We start from the raw sequence: 22,047 nt of genomic DNA, 5'->3' as shown, positions 1-22,047 counted from the left end.
CGCATCGACCACGCCACGGAGGCGCACGCATGATCGTCGTCGAGAATCTGCACAAATCGTTCAAGACCAAGACCGGGCTGGTCAATGCGGTCGATGGAGTCAGTTTCAGCGCCGCCGACGGCCAGATCACCGGCTTGCTCGGCCCAAATGGCGCCGGCAAGACCACCACCTTGCGCATGCTCTACACCTTGATGTCGCCGGACCAGGGGCGCGTCACCGTGGATGGCGTGGACGCCGCGCGCGACCCGGTCACGGTACGCCGTGCGCTGGGCGTGTTGCCGGATGCGCGCGGCGTGTACAAGCGCTTGAGCGCACGCGAAAACATCGCCTATTTCGGCGAGTTGCACGGCATGTCGCGCAGCCAGATCGCCGAGCGCACGCGCGTGTTGTCCAGCGCATTGGACATGGACGATATTCTCGATCGCCAGACCGAAGGCTTCAGCCAGGGCCAGCGCACCAAGACCGCGATTGCACGCGCGCTGGTGCACGACCCGCGCAACGTGATTCTGGACGAGCCCACCAATGGCCTGGATGTGATGACCACGCGCGCGATGCGTGGCTTCCTGCAGCAGCTGCGTGCGGAAGGGCGCTGCGTGATCTTTTCCAGTCACATCATGCAAGAGGTGGCGGCGCTGTGCGATCGCATCGTCATCATCGCCAAGGGCACGGTGGTGGCGTCCGGCAGCGCCGACGAACTGCGTGCCGCCACCGGTGAAGACAACCTGGAAGACGCCTTCGTCAAGTCGATCGGCTCGGAAGAAGGACTGCACGCATGAGCAAGCGTTCCCTGTTGGCCACTTGGTGGACGGTGCTGCGCAAGGAACTGCGCGACATCTCGCGCGACCGCCGCACCCTGGCATTGGCGTTGCTGCTGTCGCCATTGCTGTATCCGATCCTGATCCTGGGCATGGGCGCCTTGAGCGAAAGCCGCGTGCGCACACAGATCGACAAGCCGCTGGACATCCCCACGCTCGGCCGCGAACACGCACCCAATCTGGTGCGGTTTCTCGCCGCGCAGGGACTCAACGCCGTGGACGCGCCAGCCGACCTGACGACGGCCATTCGCAACCAGGATGTGGACGTGGCGCTGCGCATCAGCGACAGCTATGCCGACGATTGGCGCGAAGGCCGTCCGGCGCTGGTGGAAATCATCAAGGACAGCACCCGCCGCGAGGCCGACGTGCCCAGCCTGCGCTTGCAGGCAGCATTGAGCGGCTACAGCCAGCAGGTCGGCGCATTGCGTCTGTTGGCGCGTGGCATCGATGCGCAGGTGAGCCGGCCACTGGAAATCGCCGCGCAGGACCTGGCCACTGCCGAAGCCAAGCGCGGACAGATGATGGCGATGCTGTTGCCGGTGCTGCTTGTGATCACCTCGTTCCTTGGGGGCGCGTCGTTGATTCTGGACGCCACTGCCGGCGAGCGTGAGCGGCAGTCGCTGGAACCGCTGCTGGCAACGCCCGCACCACGCAGTGCGATTGTCAGCGGCAAGATCGCCGCCGCCTGCGTGATCGGCATGGTGTCGTTGTTGCTGACCTTGCTGGCCTTCAAGTTGAGCGCGCAGTTGTCCTCGTCCAATCTGGGGCGCCAGCTCAATGTGGGTTTCGTGCCGATGCTGCAGATGCTCTTCATCTTGGTGCCGATGCTGTTTGTCGGCACCTCGCTGCTGACCTATCTGGCCGCCGCGGCCAAAAGCATGAAGGAAGCGCAGGCGCACATGACCTGGTTGCTGCTGCTGCCGATGCTGCCCGGCTACGCATTGATGGCGTATCCGCTGAAGACGCAGCTATGGCATTTTGCGGTGCCGTTTTTGGCGCAGAACCAGATGTTGCTCAAAGTGATCCGCCACGAAACCATCAACGCGCAGACCTGGGCGGTGTATCTGCTGGCCGGCTTCGGCGTGGCTGGGCTGTTGTGGTACGCGGCGGTACGTCGTTATCACCAGGAGCGCTTGGCGATTTCGGGGTAAGTGGCTCGACAAGCGGGCAGTGGCAGCGATGGTCTGCGCGCCGCGCGTTTGGCTTAGAGCGGCGAATACAACTACGGCGTGGCCACCAGGCGGGCGCGGCCGGTGGCCGGAATCGGGACGGGCTAGTCGCATACTCCGGTTATGGGCGGGCCGTCCGCACCCGCCTGACGGCTGTTCGTTACGTTTTGTTGGTCGCTCTTGGTGTGTCGTGCGTAGCGAGTGGATGACGGCACGCACATGATGGCGAACGACTGGCTGTTCGGCGGGCATGGTTGGTGAGGTTGCTGATCGGCTGGCCGCTGCGTGGATTTGGTGACACCGTACCCTCACCCCAACCCCTCTCCCGACGGGAGAGGGGCATGGGCGGTCACGTGATCGGTGGCTTGCGATGGCAGGCGCGGCGTTTCTGATCGAGCCAAGCAGTTTCCTCTGTCATCGAAAGGTGCTGCTTCGTTCTCACATTGAACGAAGCAGCTCTCTTCTCACACAAAGCCAAGCAGCTCTCTTCTCCCATCGAACGAAGCAGCTCCCTTCTCCCATCGGGAGAAGGTGGCGCGTAGCGCCGGATGAGGGTACGGCCAGCACGCCCCAGTAACGCTCTCGATGATTGACGTCGCTGTCGCATATCCACGTGCAGTCACGCACGCTCCACAACGCAAAAGCCCGCATCGCTGCGGGCTTTTGCATTTCCAATAGTTGTTGCTTCAATCAGCAGCGGCGAAGTGCGGAAGCGCGCGCCGGTTGCAGTCCTATACGCCTGTGATCCAGGTGCGGGCGATCTCCGATCCCGCAACGTCCCGTGCCGATACCGGCGCGCTCCTAGTGCAGCGCGCCGGTATCGAGGGGCGTGGGATCCAGGGTGGCGTCGGCAAGCAGCGACGCCTTCCCCAGCGCGGGCTCAACCGCCCGGATTGAACGACAGCGTGCGGCGGGTGGTGACCGGTGCGGCAACCGGCTCGAAGCGCCAGCGCTTCACGGCGTTGAGCGCTTCGCGATCGAACACGCGCGGAGGGTTGGCGCGCAGCACGCGGGAGGCGGTGATCGAGCCATCCGTGCCCACGGTGAGCTCCACCAGCACTTCGCCGGAGGTGCCGGCGCGCAGCGCTTCGGGTGGGTAGCGCGGTGCCGGGGTGCTGATCGGACGCAGCGACTGTGCAGCGGGCGCTGCTGCTGCGGCGGCTGCCGGTGCCGGGCGTGGTGCGGCCGGGGCCGGGGCCTCCGCCTGACGACGGGCAGCGGCCTGGCGCTCGGCTTCGGCGGTCTGCTGGCGGGCGGCTTCCTGCTGGGCGGCAATCTGCTGGGCAGCGGCGGCTTCGCGGGTCTGCTGTTCGGCCAGACGCTTCTGCTCGGCGGCCTGCTTGGCCTTGTCCTCGACCAGCTTCTTGGCCTGCTCGGCATCCTGCTCGGAGCGGTTGGCGGCGGTCTTCATGCCCGTCTCCAGGCCCGACTTCAGGCGCGGCAGTGCCGGTGCCTTGGGGTCGACCTTTTCGATCAGTGCGATCAGGCGCTGTGCCTCGGGGAACTCTTCGCGGCTGATGCCTTGTTCGGCGGCGATCAGCGTGTACGGCAGCAGGTCGGTCAGCGCGCTGTTGACGGTGGCGTCCTGCGGCTGCTTCTCACGCAGGGCCAGGTAGTACTCCACCGCGTTGTCGCCAACCGGGGCGTACATGCGGTTGTCCTGCAGCGCCTTGGTGGCCGATTCGCGCAACTGATCGGCGGCCATCGATTGCACCTGCGGCGACACCGCGGTGGCGGGCGTCGGTGCCGCAGCCGATGCTGCCGGCGTAGCGCCGGTGGCTGGCGCGGTGGTTGCGGCCTTGTCTTCCTGCTTGGAGCAGGCAGCCAGGCCAACCAGCAAAATGACCGGCGCGATCCGGCGTGCCATACGGCCCTGTGTCAGATCCAACATGCGTCCCCCTTACCCCGAGTGCGAAAGATAACGTTGCTACGGCGAGCGCCGCCCATTGTTCCCGCAATGGACGGCAATGCCGCAATCTAGCATTGCTGGGGCGGTGTAAGCCAAGGGTTGCCGCAGCCGGATGCGAAATTCATCCTGCCGGGGCCGCCAGCGCCGCATCGGACGGCGCGCGGGCGGCCGGGTTGGGCAGCGGCGGGGCCGGGCAGTGGTGACGCAGGAAGTCCGCATGCGGCGGCAACGTGGCCACGGTCGCGTCCACGCGCTGGCGGATGCTCTCCAGAAAATGGCGCAGCTCCGCATCGCCCATCAGGTCGGCGACCGGGTGGTGCTGCTGGGGGGTGATGCCCTGGCCCAGCATCACCTGCACCCAGGAGTTCTCTGCAAACAACTCGTTGCCCTGATGGAACACGCGCCCGCTCTGGCGGAACAGCTCCATGCGGTGGCGTAGCGAGTCGGGAATGTCCATCGCTGCGCAGTCGCGCCAGAACGGCGTGTCGCGGCGATCGGTGGCGTGGTAATGCAGGATCACGAAATCGCGGATATGCGCGATTTCATCGGCCGCCTGGCGGTTGTACTCGGCGATGTCGACCGCGTTGATCGTCTGCGGAAAGGTCTGCAGCAAGCGGACGATGCCGCGCTGGATCAGATGGATATTGGTCGACTCGATCGGCTCCAGAAACCCGCTGGCCAGCCCCAAGGCGACGCAGTTCTTTTCCCACACGCGGTGGCGCTGATTGGGTGTGAAGCGCAGCGCCCGCGGTTCGGTCAGCGCACGTCCTTGCAGGTTGCGCTCCAGCACCGCTCGGGCGCTGTCCTGATCGGTATACCGGCTGGAATACACGATGCCGTTGCCCACGCGGTGCTGCAGCGGAATGCGCCACATCCAGCCCGATTGATCCGCGCGCGACCGCGTATAGGTCACCGGCGGGCCCACCGATTCGGTCTGCACCGCCAGTGCGCTGTCGGCAAACAACCAGCGCGACCAATCGTCGCTGCCCACGCCCAGCGTCTTGCCGATCAGCAACCCCGCAAAACCGGTGCAATCGATGAACAGGTCGCCTTCCACGCGCGTGCCGTCCTGCAGCGTCAGCGCGGTGAGATAGCCGCTGTCCGGGTCGGTCTGCACCTCGCCGATGCGCCCTTCGATGCGCTGCACCCCAAAGCCTTCGCTGAAGCGGCGCAGGAAGCGCGCATACAGGCCCGCATCCAGGTGGTAGGCGTAGTTCATGCCACCGTTGGGCAGATGCGCAAAGCGGCCTTCCTGGGCGGCGCGCAACTCCAGACAGTAGTCGCCGAAGTCGCGTGCCACACCGCGCTGGCGGCCTTTCAACCAGAAGTGGTGAAACCCCGCGCTCCAGTGATCGGTGCCGGTGTGGCCGAAGGAGTGGATGTAGTGCTTGTCCACATCGCGCCAATGCTCGAAGCCGATGCCGAGTTTGAAGGTGGCCTGGGTGGCGGCCATGAACGCCGCTTCGTCGATCTCCAGCAGCCGATGGAAGGTAACCAGGCTGGGGATGGTGGCTTCGCCCACGCCGACCGTGCCGATCTCATCCGACTCCACCAGGGTGATCTGCAACTGCCGGCCCAGCAGCTTGGACAGTGCGGCGGCAGCCATCCAGCCGGCGGTGCCGCCACCGGCGATGACCACGCGCCGCACCGGGCGCTGCTGGGGATCCAAGGGGGCGGTGTACGACATGCGTCAATCCTCAGCGGTTCAAGCGTTGCAGCAAGCGTGCACGCAGGCTGCGGGCACGGTTGTCGTCCATCGGGGCCAGCACACCGCGTGCCGCGTCGGGCACGTGCGCGGCAGTGCTCTCATCGGCTTCGAACACGTAATGCCGGAACACCTCCTGCCAGGTGGCGCGTTGTTCCGGCGGCAGGTCGCGCATGGTGAGCAACGCCAGCATCAGCGCGTTCATCGGCGAATCCATGTAGGCCGGGCTTTGCCGCCACCAGAAATTGACCAGCACGTTGAAGCTTTCCAGCGCTTCTACGTGGTGCCACCACATGCTGGGAATGAACAGCGCATCGCCCGGTTCCAGCTCGGCGACCACGGCATGTTCCAGCGCCTGCGCATAGTGCGGAAAGCGCTGCAGATCCGGCGCGGCGATATCCACCAGGCTGACCGGCTGCCCGGCCGGGGTCAGATCCAGCGGGCCGATGTACAGATTGCTCAACTGCTCGGGCGGAAACAGCATAAAGCGGCGGCGCCCGGCGACCACGCAGGCCAGGTTGTCCGGCAGGTCCTGATGCGCGGCGATCCGCGTGCGGTTGCCGATCCAGATGCTGGCCAGCGGCTCTGCCTGCGGTAGCGCGATGGGATTGGCCGCGCGCAGGCCGGGTAGGTAGGTGTCCAGCGTGGTGGAGCCGACATAGATCGCCGGCGGCTGCGCGTTGTGCAGGTCGCGCAACAAAGTGTCCAGCACCACCGCCAGCGGCACGCGCTCGGGGCGGAAGTTGAAGCCGCTCATGTCCGCGTTGTAGAAGAACCGCCCGCCGATCTCCGGTGGCCCGACTTGCGCCACCACCGCTTCGCCGCGATCGAATCCACGCAGATACGCGGCGGCCGCCTGCGCGGACTGCGCACCGGCTTGCGCCAACGGCCAGTCGCGCACCAGCCCGCGCAGGACCAGCGGCGTGGTCGAACGCAGCAGCGCAGGATCCAGCTGTTGCGGATCCAGGCCGTGGCGTTCGTCGATGGCGCGCGGCTCAGCCGGCATGGCGGCGATTCAGGCGTTCGAGCAGGTGGCGGAATTGCGCGACCGAAGCCACCGCCATGTACAGCGGCTCCAGATCGCCATGCCGGTGCAGGTCCAGCAGCGCCGTCTTGCCGAGCGCGCGCAGGCGTTCTTCGTGCACGGTGTGCAGGCCGGCCAGCCGGCAGTCCAGGCCGTTATCCAGGGTGGCTTCGAACACGAACGGTTCCAGCAACTCGTAGCGCAGCAGGCGCTCGACGAAGGCGTCGCTCGCCGCCAGCCCATCGTGCAGCGTGCGCAGCAATTGGCTGATGTGATACAGAAAATCGGTGGTGCCGCCGTGTTCGCGGAACAGCAGTTCGCCGTCCTGGGTGCTGATGCGTGGGCTGTCCAGGTCCACGTGCACCATCGGCCCTTCCGGTTGCTGGCCGATCAGAAACGGTTGGCGCTGGATCGCCATTGGCACATACGGCGCATCCCAGCGCGCGCCATCCAGAAACAGGTTTTCGCCCAGGCGTAATCCCAGCAGGGCCAGCGGTTGAAACCGCCCGCTGTCGTTGCGGTGGAACACGATCGGGTATTGGCCTTGCAGCTGGCGGAATTCCTGCGGAAACGTCGCCGCCGACATCACGTCATCGCCATAGGCGGCGCCATAGGCGGTGATCACGCGCAGATCGCGGTGATCGAGATTGTTCAACAACACAGCATTGGTCATGGGGGTCGCCACATCACGCGGGGGCGCGTGGCCCATGCTTGGACAGTTACCCCTCGCGCGGCAAGTGCCGCTGTCGTGCTGCACCTGTCGCAGGAAGGTCGTGCAAGCGTCCCGGCAGACGCGCTGCCGGGACGCTCGGTACCGCAATTACATCACCAGAACTTGTAGCGCAGGCCCAGCATGTAGCGCGGTCCGGTCTGGGTGGCATAGACGATCTGGTTCTTCTGCCGGCCGTGCTGACGCTGCACTTCGTCGGTGAGGTTGATCGCCTCCAGGCTCAGCGACAGGTTCTCGTTCCACTGGTAGCCGATGCTCAGATCCAGCTGGCCGTAGGCTTCGGTGTAGACCGGGTTGGGCTGGCCGCTGCCGTCGAAACGCGCGGCCAGGAATTCGTCGCGCCAGTTGTAGGCCGCACGCACCTGCCACTTGTCCTTGTCGTAGAAGCCGACCACGTTGGCCGAATCGCTCAGGCCTTCCAGCGCGAACTGCTCGCCGATCACCGCGTTGTTGTAGGTCAACCCGGAGTCGACCATGGTGTAGTTGGCCGACACGCCGAAACCGCTGACGCCGAACATGTGCTGCAGGTTGAATTCCCAACCGTCCAGCGACGCCGAGCGCTGGTTGGCCGGCGCGGTAATGGCGAAGTTGGCCACCGGGTCGCCCGGCTGCCCGCTGATCACGCCGGTGGCGTTGCCGTTGGCATCGTCGGCTCCGCGCACCACGCCGGGCGCGCCGCCGCGGTTGCGGAAGATGTAGTTGCGGATACAGGTCAGGTCGGCCGAGGCGCAGCCGTTGCCCAGCGCTTCGTTCCAGTACGCACCGCCCACCGGGGTGTTCAATCCCAGCGCGGTGTCGTTGCGCGTGGTCACACCGATGTAGTTGTCGATGTTCTTGCGGAAGAAGCCCACCGAGGCGTAGCTGGCATCGCTGTAGTACCACTCCAGCGAAACATCGATGTTGTGCGAGAGCAGCGGCTTCAGGCCGGGGTTGCCTTCCTGGCCGGTGCCGCCTTCCAGGCGTGCGATCTGGTTGAGCGTCTGCCCGCCCTGAATGTCGCCCCAGCCGGGACGGCCGATGGTTTCGCCGTAGCTGCCGCGCAGCACCAGGTCGTCGGTGAGCTTGAAGCTCAGGTCCAGGCTGGGCAGCCAGTATTCGTACTTGCCGCTGCCGCCGGCGAAGGCCGAGTCGGCCAGACGGATCGGCAACTCGTTGTTGGCGACCCAATCGATGCCGACCGCCACCGGCACCAGTGCCTGCGCGTCCACCTTGGTTTCTTCGTAACGCACACCGGCGGCCAGGCTGATCGGCACGCGCAGATCGTCCCAGCTGTTATTCCACTGCAGATAGGCGTTCTTGGATTTTTCAGTCACGCGGCGGTCGGTGTTGAACACCGGCGAGATGCGGTACAGCGCGTCATCGCCCGCAGCTTGCGCGGCGGCCTGACGTGCGCGCTCGAAGTCGAACAGGAACAACTGGTTGAACTGCGCCGGGTTGCCGCTGCCGCCGATCGCATCGAAATACTGTGCGAACGAGCTCGGAATCCACAGATCGTCCGGATAATCAGCCGCGGTGCCGTTGCCGCCCCAGGTATCGCGCTGCACGTTGGAGAACGCCGAACGATTCTTCACTTCGGTGCTGCCGATACCGAACTTCAACTGCGAATAATTTTCGAACGTGAAGTCACCGTTGACCTGCGCCTGGTCGATCTCCGACTTCATGTAGCTGTTGCGGAACGCCGAGCCGGTGACCAGCGTGCGCGAGGGGTCAAGCCCGTTCAGGCCAAAGCCCAGCTGCTGCTGCAACACCGGGAAGTCCTTGCTGAAATCCACCACCGAGGTGCCGCGGTAGAAGCCGGACACGCCCAGCGAATTGCTCGACCCGTACGGGCTGTCCGCGCCGGCTTCGGCGGTGGAGCGGTGGATATCGAAGTTGAGCTTGAACTGATCGTTCACCGCCCAATCCACGTTGAAGCCCAGCGACTTGTTCTGGTTGCGAGTCGCAGCGTTGGAGCCGGCGGTAGCCAGATCGCTGGTAGCCGGGTTGACGATTTCCGAGTAGGTGATCGGACCTGCCACCGGACCATTGGTCCAGGCGCTGGCCGAGGGGCCGTAGTTGAACCACACCGACATTTCGTTGCGCTGCTGCTGGATCTTGTTTTCCGAGTACGTGTAATCCAGCGTGGTGGTGATGTTGTCCAGCGGCTTGTACTGCAGCACCAGCTGGCCATTGGTGCGCTGGCGCTCAACGCCGACCACGCGGTAGTTGAGGTTCTGCGGCACCGAGTAGATATCGTTCGGGCCGGGGCGGTTGACGATGTTCTCCGAGCCCGGCGTGCCCGGCTGCGGGATGGTGCCGTAGGCGGTGGAATCGCCACGGAACGAGCGCCAGCCGTTGGGCACGCCGACCTGGCTGTAGCCAAAGTCGCGTTCCTGGTAGCTGCCGCTCAAGGACACGCCAAAGCGTCCATCGGCCGAGGTGGTGCTGAAGATGCCGGAGATTTCCGGCGTCAGCGAATCGCCCTGCAGGCGGCCGGGCAGGTTCTCGTTGGACGCATCGTGCACGCCCTTGAGGCCCACGTTGGCATGCATGCCCGGGTTGTCCAGCGGCCGGGCCGTCTTGATGTTGATGGTGGCACCGATGCCGCCGGTGGGCGTGCTGGCGCGGCTGGTCTTGAACACCTCGATGCCGGAGATCGACTCGGACGCCAGGTTGGCGAAGTCGAACGCACGCGAGTTGGAGGCATTGGATTCTTCGATGCTGGCGCCCGGCATCTGCCGGCCGTTCAACAGCACCAGGTTGAAGTCGGGGCCGACGCCACGCACGGTGACGCGCGAGCCTTCGCCCAGCGAACGGTCGATCGACACGCCGCTGATGCGCTGCAGCGACTCGGCCAGGTTGGTATCGGGGAACTTGCCGATGTCCTCGGCCACGATGCCGTCGACGATGCCCTGCGCGTCGCGCTTGACGTTCATCGACGAGGTGAGGCTGCCGCGGATACCGCTGACCTGCACGGTATCGAGCGTGGCAGGGTCGGCCTGGCTGGAGCCGGGGACGGTCGAGGCCGACTGCGGCGCCGGCGCGGTTTGCGCTGCCAGCGGCGTCGACAATGCGAACAACAAGGCAGACGTCAAGCGCCGCGTGCGCGGCAGGGTGCGTAGCTCTCTCACGATGATTCCATCCCCAAGCAAAGAAAGCCGGCCCCAAGCGGGACAGGCAAAGGTCGAACAGCAATCGCGCATTTGTTAGTGCCGGCTTAACAAAGTCAATTTGCAGTGCAGCATCGGCCGCAAGCCAATGGCGTCACACATCGTTCCAATACGCGCATCGCTTGATGCAGCCGCACTCGATCGCTTGGTCGTACCATCGGGCGTCGATGACACAGTGGCAGCTATTCCAGGGCGACCGACGTGGCGACTGCGCACATCCAGCCGAGCGGAGTTGGCGCGTAGGTTCGGCATGGCGGGGGCGGGTGGCGACCTCGGCGCCTTGCAGGCCTGCCGACCACTTGCCTGCCGTGGTCCCATCGTCAGTCGCGCTGCTCACCCTTTACGCACCGGAGCGAACCAATGATCGATCTGTACTACTGGCCCACCCCCAACGGCCACAAAGTCACCTTGTTCCTGGAAGAGGCCGGGCTGGACTACACGCTCAAGCCGGTCAACATCGGCAAGGGCGACCAGTTCGAGCCGGCATTCTTGAAGATTTCGCCCAACAACAAGATGCCGGCCATCGTCGACCATGCCCCGGCCGATGGCGGCGCGCCGCAGGCGGTGTTCGAGTCCGGCGCGATCCTGCTGTATCTGGCCGAGAAGACCGGCCGCTTCTTGCCGCGCGACGCCCGCGGCCGCATCGCCGCACTGGAGTGGTTGTTCTGGCAGATGGGCGGGTTGGGCCCGATGACCGGCCAGATGGGCCACTTCAACGTCTACGCACCCGAAAAGATTGCCTACGCCATCGATCGCTACAACGCCGAAGTCCGCCGCCTGCATGGCGTGCTCGACAAGCGCCTGGCCGAGCATGCGTTTTTGGCCGGCAACGATTACGGCATCGCCGACATGGCCAGCTATCCCTGGCTGCAGGTGTATGGCGACCTCAAGCCCGACTTCGAAGCGTTTCCGAATCTGCACCGCTGGCACACCGCCATCGCCGCCCGCCCGGCCACCCAACGTGCGTATGCGCTCAAGGAGCAGGTCAACCCCAACGCCGGCAAGCCGCTCAGCGACGAAGAGCGCAAGCACCTGTTCGGCAAGCGCTGAGGCAACGCGGTAGCAGCAGTTGCGCAGCAGTACGCGTGGCGATCGCGGCGACTGTTGCAACTGCGCAGCAACAGCAAACGCAAGCAGCATCAGCAAACAACGACAGCAAGCAGCAAGAGCTAGCAGCAAGAGCTAGCAGCAAGAGCTAGCAGCAAGAGCAAGCAGCAAGAGCAAGCAGCAAGAGCAAGCAGCAAGAGCAAGCAGCAGCAAGAGTTAGCAGCGGCATTCGCGCACATCAACCGCACGCGACAAATCGAACGCGGCTGATCGAGCCCCTCTCCCCCCGGGAGAGGGGTTGGGGTGAGGGTACGCAGTTAGCGGCAGACCTACCGCGCGCCGCAATCTGCTTCGCATGCAATGCGCATGCACCATCGGCAGCGCGCCAACTTCAACCGCCAGCCCAAACACACTCCTGCTCGCCCAAAGCAGAACGATCACACCCCCCAGCACAGCCCTGCAGCACACGCACACAACCACGCGCGCACCATCCCGTGGCGAGCACACACCATCGCCACGCTTCTCAAACACCCCACGTGCCCGCATCCTGTGCGCTGTCTTCAGACAGGATCTTCGATGCGCGCCCTGTTCGCCGCCCTTGCCCTCATGCTCAGCACCGTCCCCATGGCCCACGCCGAAAAACTTACCCTGGAGGCCATCACCGGCCCGTTGCCGCTGTCGGGGCCGACATTGCTCAAGCCCAAGGTGGCCCCGGACGGCTCGCGCGTGACCTTCCTGCGCGGCAAGGACAGCGACCGCAACCAGCTGGATCTGTGGGAATACGACATCGCCAGCCGCCAGACCCGCCTGCTGGTCGATTCCAAAGTGGTGTTGCCCGGCACCGAAACGCTCAGCGATGTGGAAAAGGCCCGCCGCGAGCGCCAACGCATCGCCGCGCTCACCGGCATCGTCGATTACCAATGGGCGCCGGATGCGCAGGCGCTGTTGTTCCCGCTGGGTGGCGAGTTGTATCTGTACGACCTGCGCAAGACCGGCGCCGCCGCAGTGCGCCAGCTGACCCACGGCGAAGGCTTCACCACCGACGCCAAGCTCTCGCCCAAGGGCGGTTTTGTCAGCTTCGTGCGCGAGCGCAACCTGTGGGTGATCGACCTGGCCAGCGGTAAACAGCTGCAGCTCACTCGCGACGGCAGCGAGACCATCGGCAACGGCGTGGCCGAATTCGTCGCAGACGAAGAAATGGATCGCCACACCGGTTACTGGTGGGCGCCGGACGATTCGGCGATCGCCTTCGCGCGCATCGACGAAGCGCAGGTGCCGGTGCAAAAACGCCCGGAGGTCTATGCCGACCACACCGGGGTGATCAGTCAGCGCTACCCGCAGGCCGGGCAACCGAACGTCGCCGTGCAGCTGGGCGTGATCGCACCGCGCGCCGCCGCCGTACCGACGTGGATCGATCTGGGCAAGCAGCCGGACATCTACCTGGCACGCGTGGATTGGCGCGATGCGCAGCGGCTGACCTTTCAGCGTCAATCGCGCGATCAAAAAAGGCTCGAGCTGATTGAAACCACGTTGGCCAGCGGCAAGCAACGCACGCTGATCACCGAGAGCTCGCCGACCTGGGTGCCGCTCACCAACGATCTGCGTTTTCTCAAGGACGGCCGCTTTGTCTGGAATTCCGAGCGCAGTGGTTACGAACATCTGTACCTCGCCTCCGAAGACGGCGCCACGCTCACGCCGCTAACGTCCGGCACCTGGGTGGTGGACGCGCTGCTGGCCGTCGACGAGCAGGCTGGCCTGGTGTACTTCGCCGGCAGCAAGGACTCGCCCACGCAGACCCAGCTCTATGCAGTGCCGCTAGCCGGCGGCGCCATCGAAAAACGCTCGACATCCAATGGCACGCATGCGGCCAGCTTCGCCAACAACGCCAGCGTGTATGTCGACACCTGGTCCAACACCACCATACCGCCGCAGATCGAGCTGTTTCGCGCCAATGGCGAAAAAATCGCCACCTTGCTCAAGAACGACTTGGCCGATCCGCACCATCCGTATGCCAAGTACCGCGACGCGCAGCGCCTGATCGATTTCGGCACGCTCACCGCCGCCGATGGCAAGACACCCTTGCACTACCGGCTGACCAAGCCGGACAACTTCGATGCGAGCAAGCGTTACCCGGTCATCGTCTATGTCTATGGCGGCCCCGCTGCACAAACCGTGCTCGATGCGTGGCCCAGCCGTGGCGATGCGTTGTTCGATCAATATCTTGCGCAGCGCGGCTACGTGGTGTTTTCGCTGGATAACCGCGGCACCCCGCGACGCGGCCGCGACTTCGGTGGCGCGCTGTACGGCAAGCAGGGCACGGTGGAAGTGGACGACCAGCTGCAAGGCGTTGCCTGGCTCAAGACCCAGCGCTGGGTGGATCCGGCGCGCATCGGCGTGCAGGGCTGGTCCAACGGCGGCTACATGACGCTGATGCTGCTGGCCAAACACAGCGACGCCTATGCCTGCGGCGTAGCCGGTGCACCGGTGACCGATTGGGGTCTGTACGACACCCACTACACCGAGCGTTACATGGACCTGCCGGCCGGCAACGCCGATGGCTATCGCAACGCGCGCGTCACCACCCACCTGGATGGCCTGCACGCCAAGCTGCTGCTGATCCACGGCATGGCCGACGACAATGTGCTGTTCACCAATTCCACCGCGTTGATGAGCGAGCTGCAGCAGCGCGGTAGGCCGTTCGAGTTGATGACGTACCCAGGCGCAAAGCACGGTCTGTCCGGCAGCACTGCATTGCACCGTTACAAGACCGCCGAGGCGTTTTTGCAGCGCTGCCTGATGCCGTCGCAGCAGTAGACGGTTGCCGCTGCGTTAGACGTATCGCCTGTCGGTTTCCCTTGCGTTCGCACACGGAGTGCCATGTCGCTGCCGCCGCCCATTCCCGTTGTATCGCCGCATCGTTTGCGCTCTGTCGAGTTCTGGAGCCGGCATTGGAAGTGGGTCGTTCCCGGCATCGGCCTGGCGCTATTCCTGCTGCTGGCATTGGTGATCGGCGCGTTGATCTACGTGATTACCGCGGCAGTGAAATCCAGCGATGTGTACCGCGACGCGCTGCGCATCGCCAAGGCCGACACGCATGTCGTGCAGACCCTAGGCACTCCCATCACCGAAGCGTTTCTGCCCGATGGCAGCATCAGTTATGTCGGCGACATCGGCGAGGCGCATTTCAGCGTGGGCCTGCACGGGCCGCGCGGTAGCGGCAACGTGCAAGTAGATGCCACGCGCAGCCACGGCCGTTGGACCTACCAGACCCTGACGTTTGCCGGTCCACACGGCGACCCGATCAACCTGTCGCCAGCGACGTCTGCAACTCCCGCGCAGCCGCAGCCCCGTACGCCATGACTTAAGGCGGATTGCCGCCGCCGCTGCGGATGCGTAGGGTCGCGCTACTCAATTCGCGGATCTGCCTCATGAAGCCACTCGTTCTCGCCGTTGCGCTGGCGCTCGGTTCTTCGTTGCCGTTGCAGGCACAGACCGGCAAGACCGCGCCCACACAACCCGCCAGCCCGGCCTGGGTGCAGACCAGCAACGGATATGCGCAGATCCTGCTCAATGCGCAGGCGCCGTTCCAGCCCGAATACGCCAGCTTCTTCGGGGTGCCCGGCTACGACGATCAGGTTGTCGACCTGGGGCCGGACAACGCCGCGCGTTATCGCGATGCCATGCGCAAGGCGCGCGCCACGCTGCAAACCAAGCTCGCCACCGAGCGCGATGCCAATGTGCGCCAGGACCTGCAGATCATGATCGGCGCTGCCGAGCAGAACATCGAAGGCAGCGAACTCAACGAGCGTTATCTGCTGCCCTGGAGCGACGCGCCTGAGGCGGTCTTCAGTGGCCTCAACGGTCTGCTGTCCGACCAGACCGTGCCCGAGCGCCGCGCCAAAGCGCTGGACCGCCTCAAGCGTTATGTCGGCCTGGCGCCGGGGAGTACGCCCACTACCACGCTAGCGCGGCAGCGCTACGAGGAAAAGCTGAGCAACAAGGCGTTGCTGCAGCCCACCCAGCGCGAAGTGGAACAGGCGCTGGCCAACGTGGACACCTACATCGCAGGCATCGGCGAGTTGTTCGCCAAGTACAAGATCGCTGGCACCGACGAAGCGCTCAAGGCCATGTCCACCCAGCTCAAGGATTACGCCAGCTGGACCCGCACCAACGTGCTGCCCAAGGCGCGCAAGGACACTCGCCTGCCCGAGCCGCTGTATGCGTTTCAGCTCAAGCAGGTCGGCATCGATATCGCCCCGCAGGTGCTGATCCAGCGCGCGCAGCTGGAATTCATGGAAACGCGCTCGGCCATGCGCCAGCTCGCCCCGCTGGTGGCCAAGGCCAAGGGCGTGCAGGGTAGCGATTATGTGCAGGTGATCCGTGCGCTCAAGGGCAACACCATCGCCGACGACCAACTGGAAACCTACTACCGCGGCGTGATCGACCAGATCGATCCGATCATTCGTCAGCAGCGCATCGTCGATGTGCCCAACCGCCCGATGCAGATGCGCCTGGGCAGTGCCGCCGAAAGCGCTGCGCAACCGGCACCGCACTTCCTGCCCGCACCGCTGATCGGCAACACCGGCCAGCAAGGCCAGTTCGTGCTGCCGTTGGGCAACCCGGCCGCCGACGGCGGCAAGAAGGAGCAGTACGACGACTTCAACTTCGGCTCGGCCGCCTGGACGCTCAGCGCCCACGAAGGCCGTCCCGGTCACGAGCTGCAATTCACCGCCATGGTCGAACGCGGCGTCTCGCTGGCGCGCAGCATGTTCGCGTTCAACTCGGTCAACGTCGAAGGCTGGGCGCTGTATGCCGAAGCCGAAATGGTCCCGTACGAGCCCCTCGACGGGCAGCTGATCGCCCTGCAGTTCCGCCTGCTGCGCGCCGCCCGCGCCATGCTTGACCCCATGCTCAACCTGGGCCTGATCGACCGCGAACGCGCGCGCCAGGTACTGGAAGACGACGTCGGCCTCTCGCCCGCCATGACTCGCCAGGAACTGGACCGCTACACCGTCCGCGCCCCCGGCCAGGCCGGTAGTTACTTCTACGGCTACACCCGCATCCTCGAACTGCGCATGCGCACCGAACTGGCGCTAGGCAAAAAGTTCGACCGCCTGGCCTTCAACAACTTCCTGCTCGACCAAGGTCTGCTGCCACCGGATCAGCTAGCCAAGGCGGTGGAGACGCAGTTCGTTCCGGCACAGCAGAACAAGCGCTGAGCACAAGGCGCACACAGGCATGCGGCAGCGGTCGTCAGCCGCCTCATGCCTGCGTTGTTTAAAGCCGTTGGACGATTAGCGCGCTGGAGGTGGTGCGTCCGGCATGGCGCCAGTTTCGGCCCCCGCCGGCACCCAGATCGCCATACCGGCCGCGCGCTTTTGCGTGGTCGGTATGCCGATCCCCAAACCGCCGCCGACGCGGCCGCCGTAGCTGCCACCGCCTACCGACAGGCCGCCGCCGGAGCGCTCGGAGCCGACGCCGACGATGACCACGCCGTTGGCGCCAAGTTTGGCGGCTTCGCGTTTGAGCCGTTGCACGGCGGCATCGGTCTGGCCCTGGGTGCCGAAGCCGGCGGCGCTGGTGGATTCGAGCTGGGCGATCTCCATCGAGCCGACCGGAGCGTGCGAATAGACCTGCACCTTGGTGGGGTCGATCGGCGCGCGCGCCTGGCCGAGCATCACCTTGGAGCTGCTGGCGCAGCCGGCCAGCAGCAGGGCCAGTGCAGCGCCGACGACGAAATGCCTGTTCATGATGTGGCCCCCTGAATGTTGGTGATGACGGCGATGATCCGGCGCCCGGACTGAAGAGTGGCTAACACGAGGTAACAAACCGCCGTCAGATGGGTGCTGGCGACGCGGACGAACCACTGTGTACGGGCGGTCCAGTCCGCACCGAGCGCCCGCCGCGGCACCTGGCGGCGGCTGCCCAATGGGTTTGTCAGTCGCACTGGATCGCTCCGTGCCTCGTCACACCCTAGCCACGCCCATGTGAGGCTGCTGCCAAGCCGCCATTGGTCAGGGTGACCACCCGCCCACGGCGTGTTGGCAGCCGCCCCGTTAAGCTCGGTGTTTCTTCGATAGACGAGGTGGCACGTGGGATTGATTAGCCTGCTCTGGGGCATTGTGGCGCTGCTGTGGATGGTGCTGGCCTTCATCCCGTTGCTGGGATGGGGTAACTGGTTCCTGATTCCGTTCGCGGCAATGGGTGCGCTGATCGCGGCGATCGCGCTGTTGTTCACCTCGGCCGGCAACCGCGGCCGGGCCAAGACCGGCTTGCTGCTCAACGGGTTGGTGATCGTGGTTGGAGTGATCCGCCTGAGCCTGGGTGGCGGGGTGATCTAGGGCGCTTTCGACAAGGCGCTGATGCACATGTGCGTCGGCGTGTGTGTCGACGCACGCATCGGGCAGGGTTTGCATCCCCAGCCTTGGCAGCGCTGCCCGACCTGCAGATAGGCCGCGCCGATAGCGGCCTGCCATGCCGTTGCAGCGCTGCGACACTGCGTCGCAGCGCGTCCTGCGCGCGATTGCGGGCGTAAACTGACGCGCTATCTCAAGGAGCCGCGTCATGGCCCATCCGCACTATCGCCCCCGTCGCATGCGCCACGATGCGTTTTCGCGTCGGTTGATGCGCGAAAACACGCTGACAACCGATGACCTGATCTGGCCGGTGTTCGTGCATGAATTATCCGGCCGCGCGCCCATCGCCTCGATGCCGGGCGTGGAGCGGCTGTCGCTGGACGAGCTGCTGCGTGAGGCGGAAAACGCGCTGGAACTGGGCATTCCGGTGATCGATCTGTTCCCGGTGATCGACCCGGCGGGCAAGAGTCTGGATGCCGCCGAAGCCTGGAATCCGGACGGTCTGGCGCAGCGTGCGGTGCGCGCGCTCAAATCGCGCTTTCCGGAGCTGGGGATCATGACCGACGTGGCGCTGGACCCGTACACCACGCACGGCCAGGACGGCATCATCGATCACACCGGCTATGTGCTCAACGAGATCACCGTCGAGGCGCTGGTTAAGCAATCGCTGTCGCATGCGCAGGCCGGCGTAGACATCATTTCGCCCTCGGACATGATGGATGGCCGCATCGGCGCGATTCGCCGCGCGCTCGATGCCGACGACCATCTCAACGTACGCATCATGGCGTATTCGGCCAAGTACGCCTCGGCGTTCTACGGCCCGTTCCGCGATGCGGTGGGCAGCGCCGGCAACCTGGGCAAGGCGGACAAGACCACCTATCAGATGGACCCGGCCAATAGCGACGAGGCCATGCGCGAGATCGCGCTGGACCTGGAAGAAGGCGCGGACATGGTGATGGTCAAGCCGGGCATGCCGTACCTGGATGTGGTGCGCCGGGTGAAGGAAGAATTCCGCGTGCCGACCTTTGCGTATCAGGTCAGCGGCGAGTACGCGATGCTCAAGGCGGCCGCCGCCAACGGCTGGCTGGACGAACGCAAGTGCGTGCTGGAAGCGCTGATGGCTTTCAAGCGCGCCGGCGCCGATGGCGTGCTGACGTACTTCGCGCCGCAAGTGGCGCGCTGGTTGCGCGAAGGCTGAGCGCGTCCAGACGTGCTGCGTGGAGCGGCGCTGTGGTGGCATCTTTCGTGGATGCCGCTGCAGGTGGGTGCGATGTAGTGAAGCCGGCATTCGATGGTTTTGGTCGGAGCTTCCGCGTGTTTGCACGGACCGGTACGGCCGGCCCGCTTCGCGCTGCAGCGATTTGATCTGATTCCATGCGATCAACTGCCGCTATCTGACACATCGCCGGCCTGGAGCCGCAGGCCAACAACCAGGCGTCTGATTGCGATGCGAAAGCATCGCGATCTCGGCCAGGCTTGCCTACGAGACCACGCAACCGCGATCGAACCAAGTGCGTCATCTGCGATAACGATTCTCATCTACAATGGCGAGCCCTGCTGCTTCAGGTTGTTCGCGCGTGTTCAAGACGGTTCTGTTCCAACTGCACTGGCTGCTCGGCATCACCGCCGGTCTGGTGCTGTCGGTGATGGGCGTGACCGGCGCGCTGATGTCCTTCGAGAACGAAATCGTGCGGCTGGCCAACCCGGCCATCGCGCAGTTGGCGGTGCGGCATGCCGCCGGCGAGCGTGCGTTGCCGGTGGATGTGTTGCTGCAGCGCCTCGACCTGCTGCCGCGCGACGCAGGAAAACAGCAGGCGGTGACACGCATGCTGATCGACCCCACCGGCGCGCGGCCATCCACCGCACGTCTGGCGGGCAAGGGCGGCGGGCGCGTGTACTTCGATCCTTACACCGGCGCGCGTGTCGCCGCACCGCGCCTGAGCGGGGCGTTTGCGTTTATCGAGGACCTGCACCGCAATCTGACCGCGGGTAAGCGCGGCCAGGCAGTGACCGGGGCGTGCGCCTTGATCCTGCTGTTTTTCTGCGCGTCCGGGCTGTATCTGCGTTGGCCGCGGCGCTGGTGGAGCCTGCGGACCTGGTGGGTGGTGGAATGGCGGCGGCAGGGGCGCAGTTTTCTGTGGAGCCTGCACGCGGTGTTCGGCACCTGGTGTCTGCTGGTCTATCTGCTGGTCGCGCTGACCGGGCTGACCTGGTCCTACGATTGGTACCGCGACGGCATGGTGGCCTTGCTCGGCAAGGAGCCGGCCATGCGCGGCGACGGGGGCGACCATCGGCCGGCGACGGTGGATTTCGCACGTGTGCAGCGCACCTTGGACGGTATCCCTGGGACCTATCACGCCGCGCTGGATCTGCGGGTGCCCACCCGTGCCGGGCAGCCGATGAGCGTGCGATTTTTGCCGGATCGGCCCGACCACGACCGCGCCTACGACAATCTGGAAATCGACGCGGCCAGCGGCGCCTTGCTGCAGCGCCAGGACTACGCGCGGTTGCCGCGCGGCCAGCAATGGCTGGTGAGCATGTTTCCTCTGCATTCGGGCAGTTTCTTCGGCTTGCCGGGGCGCATCGTGGTGATGCTGGCGAGCCTCGGCATGTCGGTGTTCTTCATCAGCGGCTGGATGCTGTACCTGGATCGCCGCCGCAAGAAGCGCGAGCTGCGCGCCGCACGCGTGGTGCTGCAGAACGCACCGCCGGCCTCGCAGGCCGAGCCATGGTTGATCGCTTTCGCCAGCCAGAGCGGCTTTGCCGAACGGCTGGCCTGGCAGGCGGCCGGGCACCTGCAAGCGGCCGGCCTGCCGGTGCAGGTGCGCGCACTGGCGCAGGTGGATGTGCAGCAACTGCAGGCCACCCGGCACGCCTTGCTGGTGATCAGCACGTTCGGCGATGGCGAGCCGCCGGATGCGGCGCGTGGGTTCGAGCGCGAACTGATGCGCCAACGCATCGGCTTGCCGCAGCTGGCCTACGCGGTGCTGGCATTGGGCGACCGCCAATATGCGCAGTTTTGCGGGTTTTCGCGGCGCATCGAGCAGTGGTTGGACGCGCAGGGTGCACGCGCGTTGTTTCCCACAGTGGAAATGGACAACGCCGATCCGCAGGCGCTGGCGCAATGGCATACGCAGCTGGCGCAGATTGCCGGCGCGCCGCTGGCCGCGGTTGCGTTGACGCGTCCGCGCCTGAGCCAGTGGGCGCTGTCGTCGCGCACCCATCTCAACCCGGGCAGCGAGGGCGCGCCGATCTGGCGCATCGACCTGCAGCCACCGCTTGAGGCGCACTGGCAGGCGGGCGATATCCTCGAAGTACAGCCTGCGCACGCCGATGCGCAGGTGCGTGCGTGTCTGGCAGCGTGGGGCCTGTCGTCCGATGCGTTGGTGCATGTCGATGCGCAGTTGCTGCCGCTACATCAGGCCGCTGCCGAGCGTGTGCTGCCGCCCGCGCCCGCGACGCCGCCCGCGCCGTGTCCGGATCCACAGGCCTGGCTGGATGCCTGCGACTGGTTGCCCACGCGCGACTACTCGCTGGCCAGCGTGCCGGCCGATGGCGTGGCCACGGCGGTGGTGCGCCTGACCACCCGTAGCGATGGCAGTCCAGGGCTGGGCTCGGGCTGGTTGATCTGTCATGCGCCGATTGGGGCGGCAGTGCGCGCGCGGCTGCGCACCAATCCCGGCTTCCATCGCATCGAAGCGGCGCCGATGGTGTTGATCGGCAACGGCACCGGCATCGCCGGGTTGCGCGCCTTGTTGCGCGAGGCCGAGCTGGCCGGCGTACACGGTCATTGGCTGCTGTTCGGCGAACGCCACGCCGCACACGACCGGCTGTTGTCCGACGAACTGCAGGCCTGGCAGGCAAGCGGTCATCTGCAACAACTGGACTGGGTGTTCTCGCGCGATCAGCCGCACAAGCGCTACGTGCAGCATCAATTGCGCGATGCCGGCGACGCGCTACGGCACTGGATCGATCGCGGTGCGGTGATCCATGTCTGCGGCAGCCTGGACAGCATGGCGCGCGCGGTCGACGTCACCTTGCGCGAACTGCTGGGCGACACCCGCGTGGACGCGCTGACGGCAGCGGGCCGCTATCGGCGCGATGTGTACTGAGCACAGTCATGACCACTGCGTCGCAGCCTTG

The 22,047-nt window shown here is 65.5% G+C and carries 15 protein-coding genes and 2 other RNA genes; 10 read left to right on the top strand and 7 right to left on the bottom strand.

Features of this window, described 5'->3' with window-relative positions:
- The first annotated feature begins 29 nt into the window (after positions 1 to 29).
- The 3 genes from RQH86_RS21480 to RQH86_RS21470 all read left to right on the top strand — a co-directional run bounded on the left by RQH86_RS21480 (position 30) and on the right by RQH86_RS21470 (position 2,160).
- Positions 30 to 776, top strand: coding sequence for an ATP-binding cassette domain-containing protein (locus RQH86_RS21480; RefSeq protein ID WP_311239329.1), 747 nt, complete (start codon positions 30 to 32; stop codon positions 774 to 776).
- Positions 773 to 1,966 carry an ABC transporter permease gene (locus RQH86_RS21475; protein ID WP_311239328.1) on the top strand — a complete coding sequence of 398 codons (1,194 nt, stop codon included), beginning with the start codon at positions 773 to 775 and terminating at the stop codon, positions 1,964 to 1,966. The genes RQH86_RS21480 and RQH86_RS21475 overlap by 4 nt, the downstream gene beginning before the upstream one ends.
- Positions 1,967 to 2,083: 117 nt before the next feature.
- A non-coding RNA gene (locus RQH86_RS21470) (sX9 sRNA) lies at positions 2,084 to 2,160 on the top strand.
- Positions 2,161 to 2,864: 704 nt separating this feature from the next.
- On the opposite strand, the gene RQH86_RS21465 is transcribed toward RQH86_RS21470, so the two are convergent.
- The 5 genes from RQH86_RS21465 to RQH86_RS21445 form a co-directional block, all read right to left on the bottom strand.
- Positions 2,865 to 3,875 (bottom strand): energy transducer TonB, encoded by a 1,011-nt coding sequence (locus RQH86_RS21465; RefSeq protein ID WP_311239327.1) that lies wholly within the window; start codon positions 3,873 to 3,875, stop codon positions 2,865 to 2,867.
- A 139-nt stretch (positions 3,876 to 4,014) separates the two neighbouring features.
- Complete coding sequence (locus RQH86_RS21460; protein ID WP_311239326.1) at positions 4,015 to 5,580, bottom strand: tryptophan halogenase family protein; 1,566 nt, start codon at positions 5,578 to 5,580, stop codon at positions 4,015 to 4,017.
- Between the two features lie 10 nt (positions 5,581 to 5,590).
- Entirely contained in the window at positions 5,591 to 6,604 is a 1,014-nt protein-coding gene (locus RQH86_RS21455; RefSeq protein WP_311239325.1) for a cupin-like domain-containing protein, read from the bottom strand.
- On the bottom strand, positions 6,594 to 7,295 hold the full coding sequence (locus RQH86_RS21450; protein ID WP_055847138.1) for a SapC family protein: 702 nt from the start codon (positions 7,293 to 7,295) through the stop codon (positions 6,594 to 6,596). The genes RQH86_RS21455 and RQH86_RS21450 overlap by 11 nt, the downstream gene beginning before the upstream one ends.
- 152 nt (positions 7,296 to 7,447) lie before the next feature.
- Complete coding sequence (locus RQH86_RS21445; RefSeq protein ID WP_311239324.1) at positions 7,448 to 10,462, bottom strand: TonB-dependent receptor; 3,015 nt, start codon at positions 10,460 to 10,462, stop codon at positions 7,448 to 7,450.
- A gap of 399 nt (positions 10,463 to 10,861) precedes the next feature.
- Here RQH86_RS21445 and RQH86_RS21440 point away from each other — a divergent pair, with 399 nt between their 5' ends.
- The 4 genes from RQH86_RS21440 to RQH86_RS21425 all read left to right on the top strand — a co-directional run bounded on the left by RQH86_RS21440 (position 10,862) and on the right by RQH86_RS21425 (position 16,767).
- Positions 10,862 to 11,551: a glutathione binding-like protein gene (locus RQH86_RS21440; protein WP_115514187.1), complete on the top strand. Its 690-nt coding sequence runs from the start codon at positions 10,862 to 10,864 to the stop codon at positions 11,549 to 11,551.
- Between the two features lie 573 nt (positions 11,552 to 12,124).
- Positions 12,125 to 14,362, top strand: coding sequence for a S9 family peptidase (locus RQH86_RS21435; protein WP_311239323.1), 2,238 nt, complete (start codon positions 12,125 to 12,127; stop codon positions 14,360 to 14,362).
- 63 nt (positions 14,363 to 14,425) lie between these two features.
- The gene (locus RQH86_RS21430) at positions 14,426 to 14,908 is read left to right on the top strand and encodes a cytochrome c oxidase assembly factor Coa1 family protein (protein WP_311239322.1); all 483 of its coding nucleotides are present in this window, start codon (positions 14,426 to 14,428) and stop codon (positions 14,906 to 14,908) included.
- Between the two features lie 68 nt (positions 14,909 to 14,976).
- Complete coding sequence (locus RQH86_RS21425) at positions 14,977 to 16,767, top strand: DUF885 domain-containing protein (protein WP_311239321.1); 1,791 nt, start codon at positions 14,977 to 14,979, stop codon at positions 16,765 to 16,767.
- A 75-nt stretch (positions 16,768 to 16,842) separates the two neighbouring features.
- Here the strand turns inward: RQH86_RS21425 and RQH86_RS21420 are convergent, their stop codons facing one another.
- On the bottom strand, positions 16,843 to 17,298 hold the full coding sequence (locus RQH86_RS21420) for a hypothetical protein (RefSeq protein ID WP_115514183.1): 456 nt from the start codon (positions 17,296 to 17,298) through the stop codon (positions 16,843 to 16,845).
- Positions 17,299 to 17,357: 59 nt separating this feature from the next.
- A non-coding RNA gene (locus tag RQH86_RS21415) (sX9 sRNA) lies at positions 17,358 to 17,433 on the bottom strand.
- Positions 17,434 to 17,646: 213 nt separating this feature from the next.
- On the opposite strand from RQH86_RS21415, the gene RQH86_RS21410 reads away from it, so the two are divergent.
- The 3 genes from RQH86_RS21410 to RQH86_RS21400 all read left to right on the top strand — a co-directional run bounded on the left by RQH86_RS21410 (position 17,647) and on the right by RQH86_RS21400 (position 22,016).
- Entirely contained in the window at positions 17,647 to 17,889 is a 243-nt protein-coding gene (locus RQH86_RS21410) for a hypothetical protein (RefSeq protein ID WP_311239350.1), read from the top strand.
- A gap of 223 nt (positions 17,890 to 18,112) precedes the next feature.
- Entirely contained in the window at positions 18,113 to 19,102 is a 990-nt protein-coding gene (gene hemB / locus RQH86_RS21405; RefSeq protein ID WP_228323301.1) for a porphobilinogen synthase, read from the top strand.
- Between the two features lie 379 nt (positions 19,103 to 19,481).
- Complete coding sequence (locus RQH86_RS21400) at positions 19,482 to 22,016, top strand: sulfite reductase flavoprotein subunit alpha (RefSeq protein ID WP_311239320.1); 2,535 nt, start codon at positions 19,482 to 19,484, stop codon at positions 22,014 to 22,016.
- Positions 22,017 to 22,047 lie beyond the last annotated feature (31 nt).

The sequence above is a fragment of the Xanthomonas sp. WCS2018Noco2-27 genome, from assembly GCF_031843525.1.
Classification (GTDB): Bacteria; Pseudomonadota; Gammaproteobacteria; order Xanthomonadales; family Xanthomonadaceae; genus Xanthomonas.
This window is presented reverse-complemented; position numbering and strand designations above follow the sequence as displayed.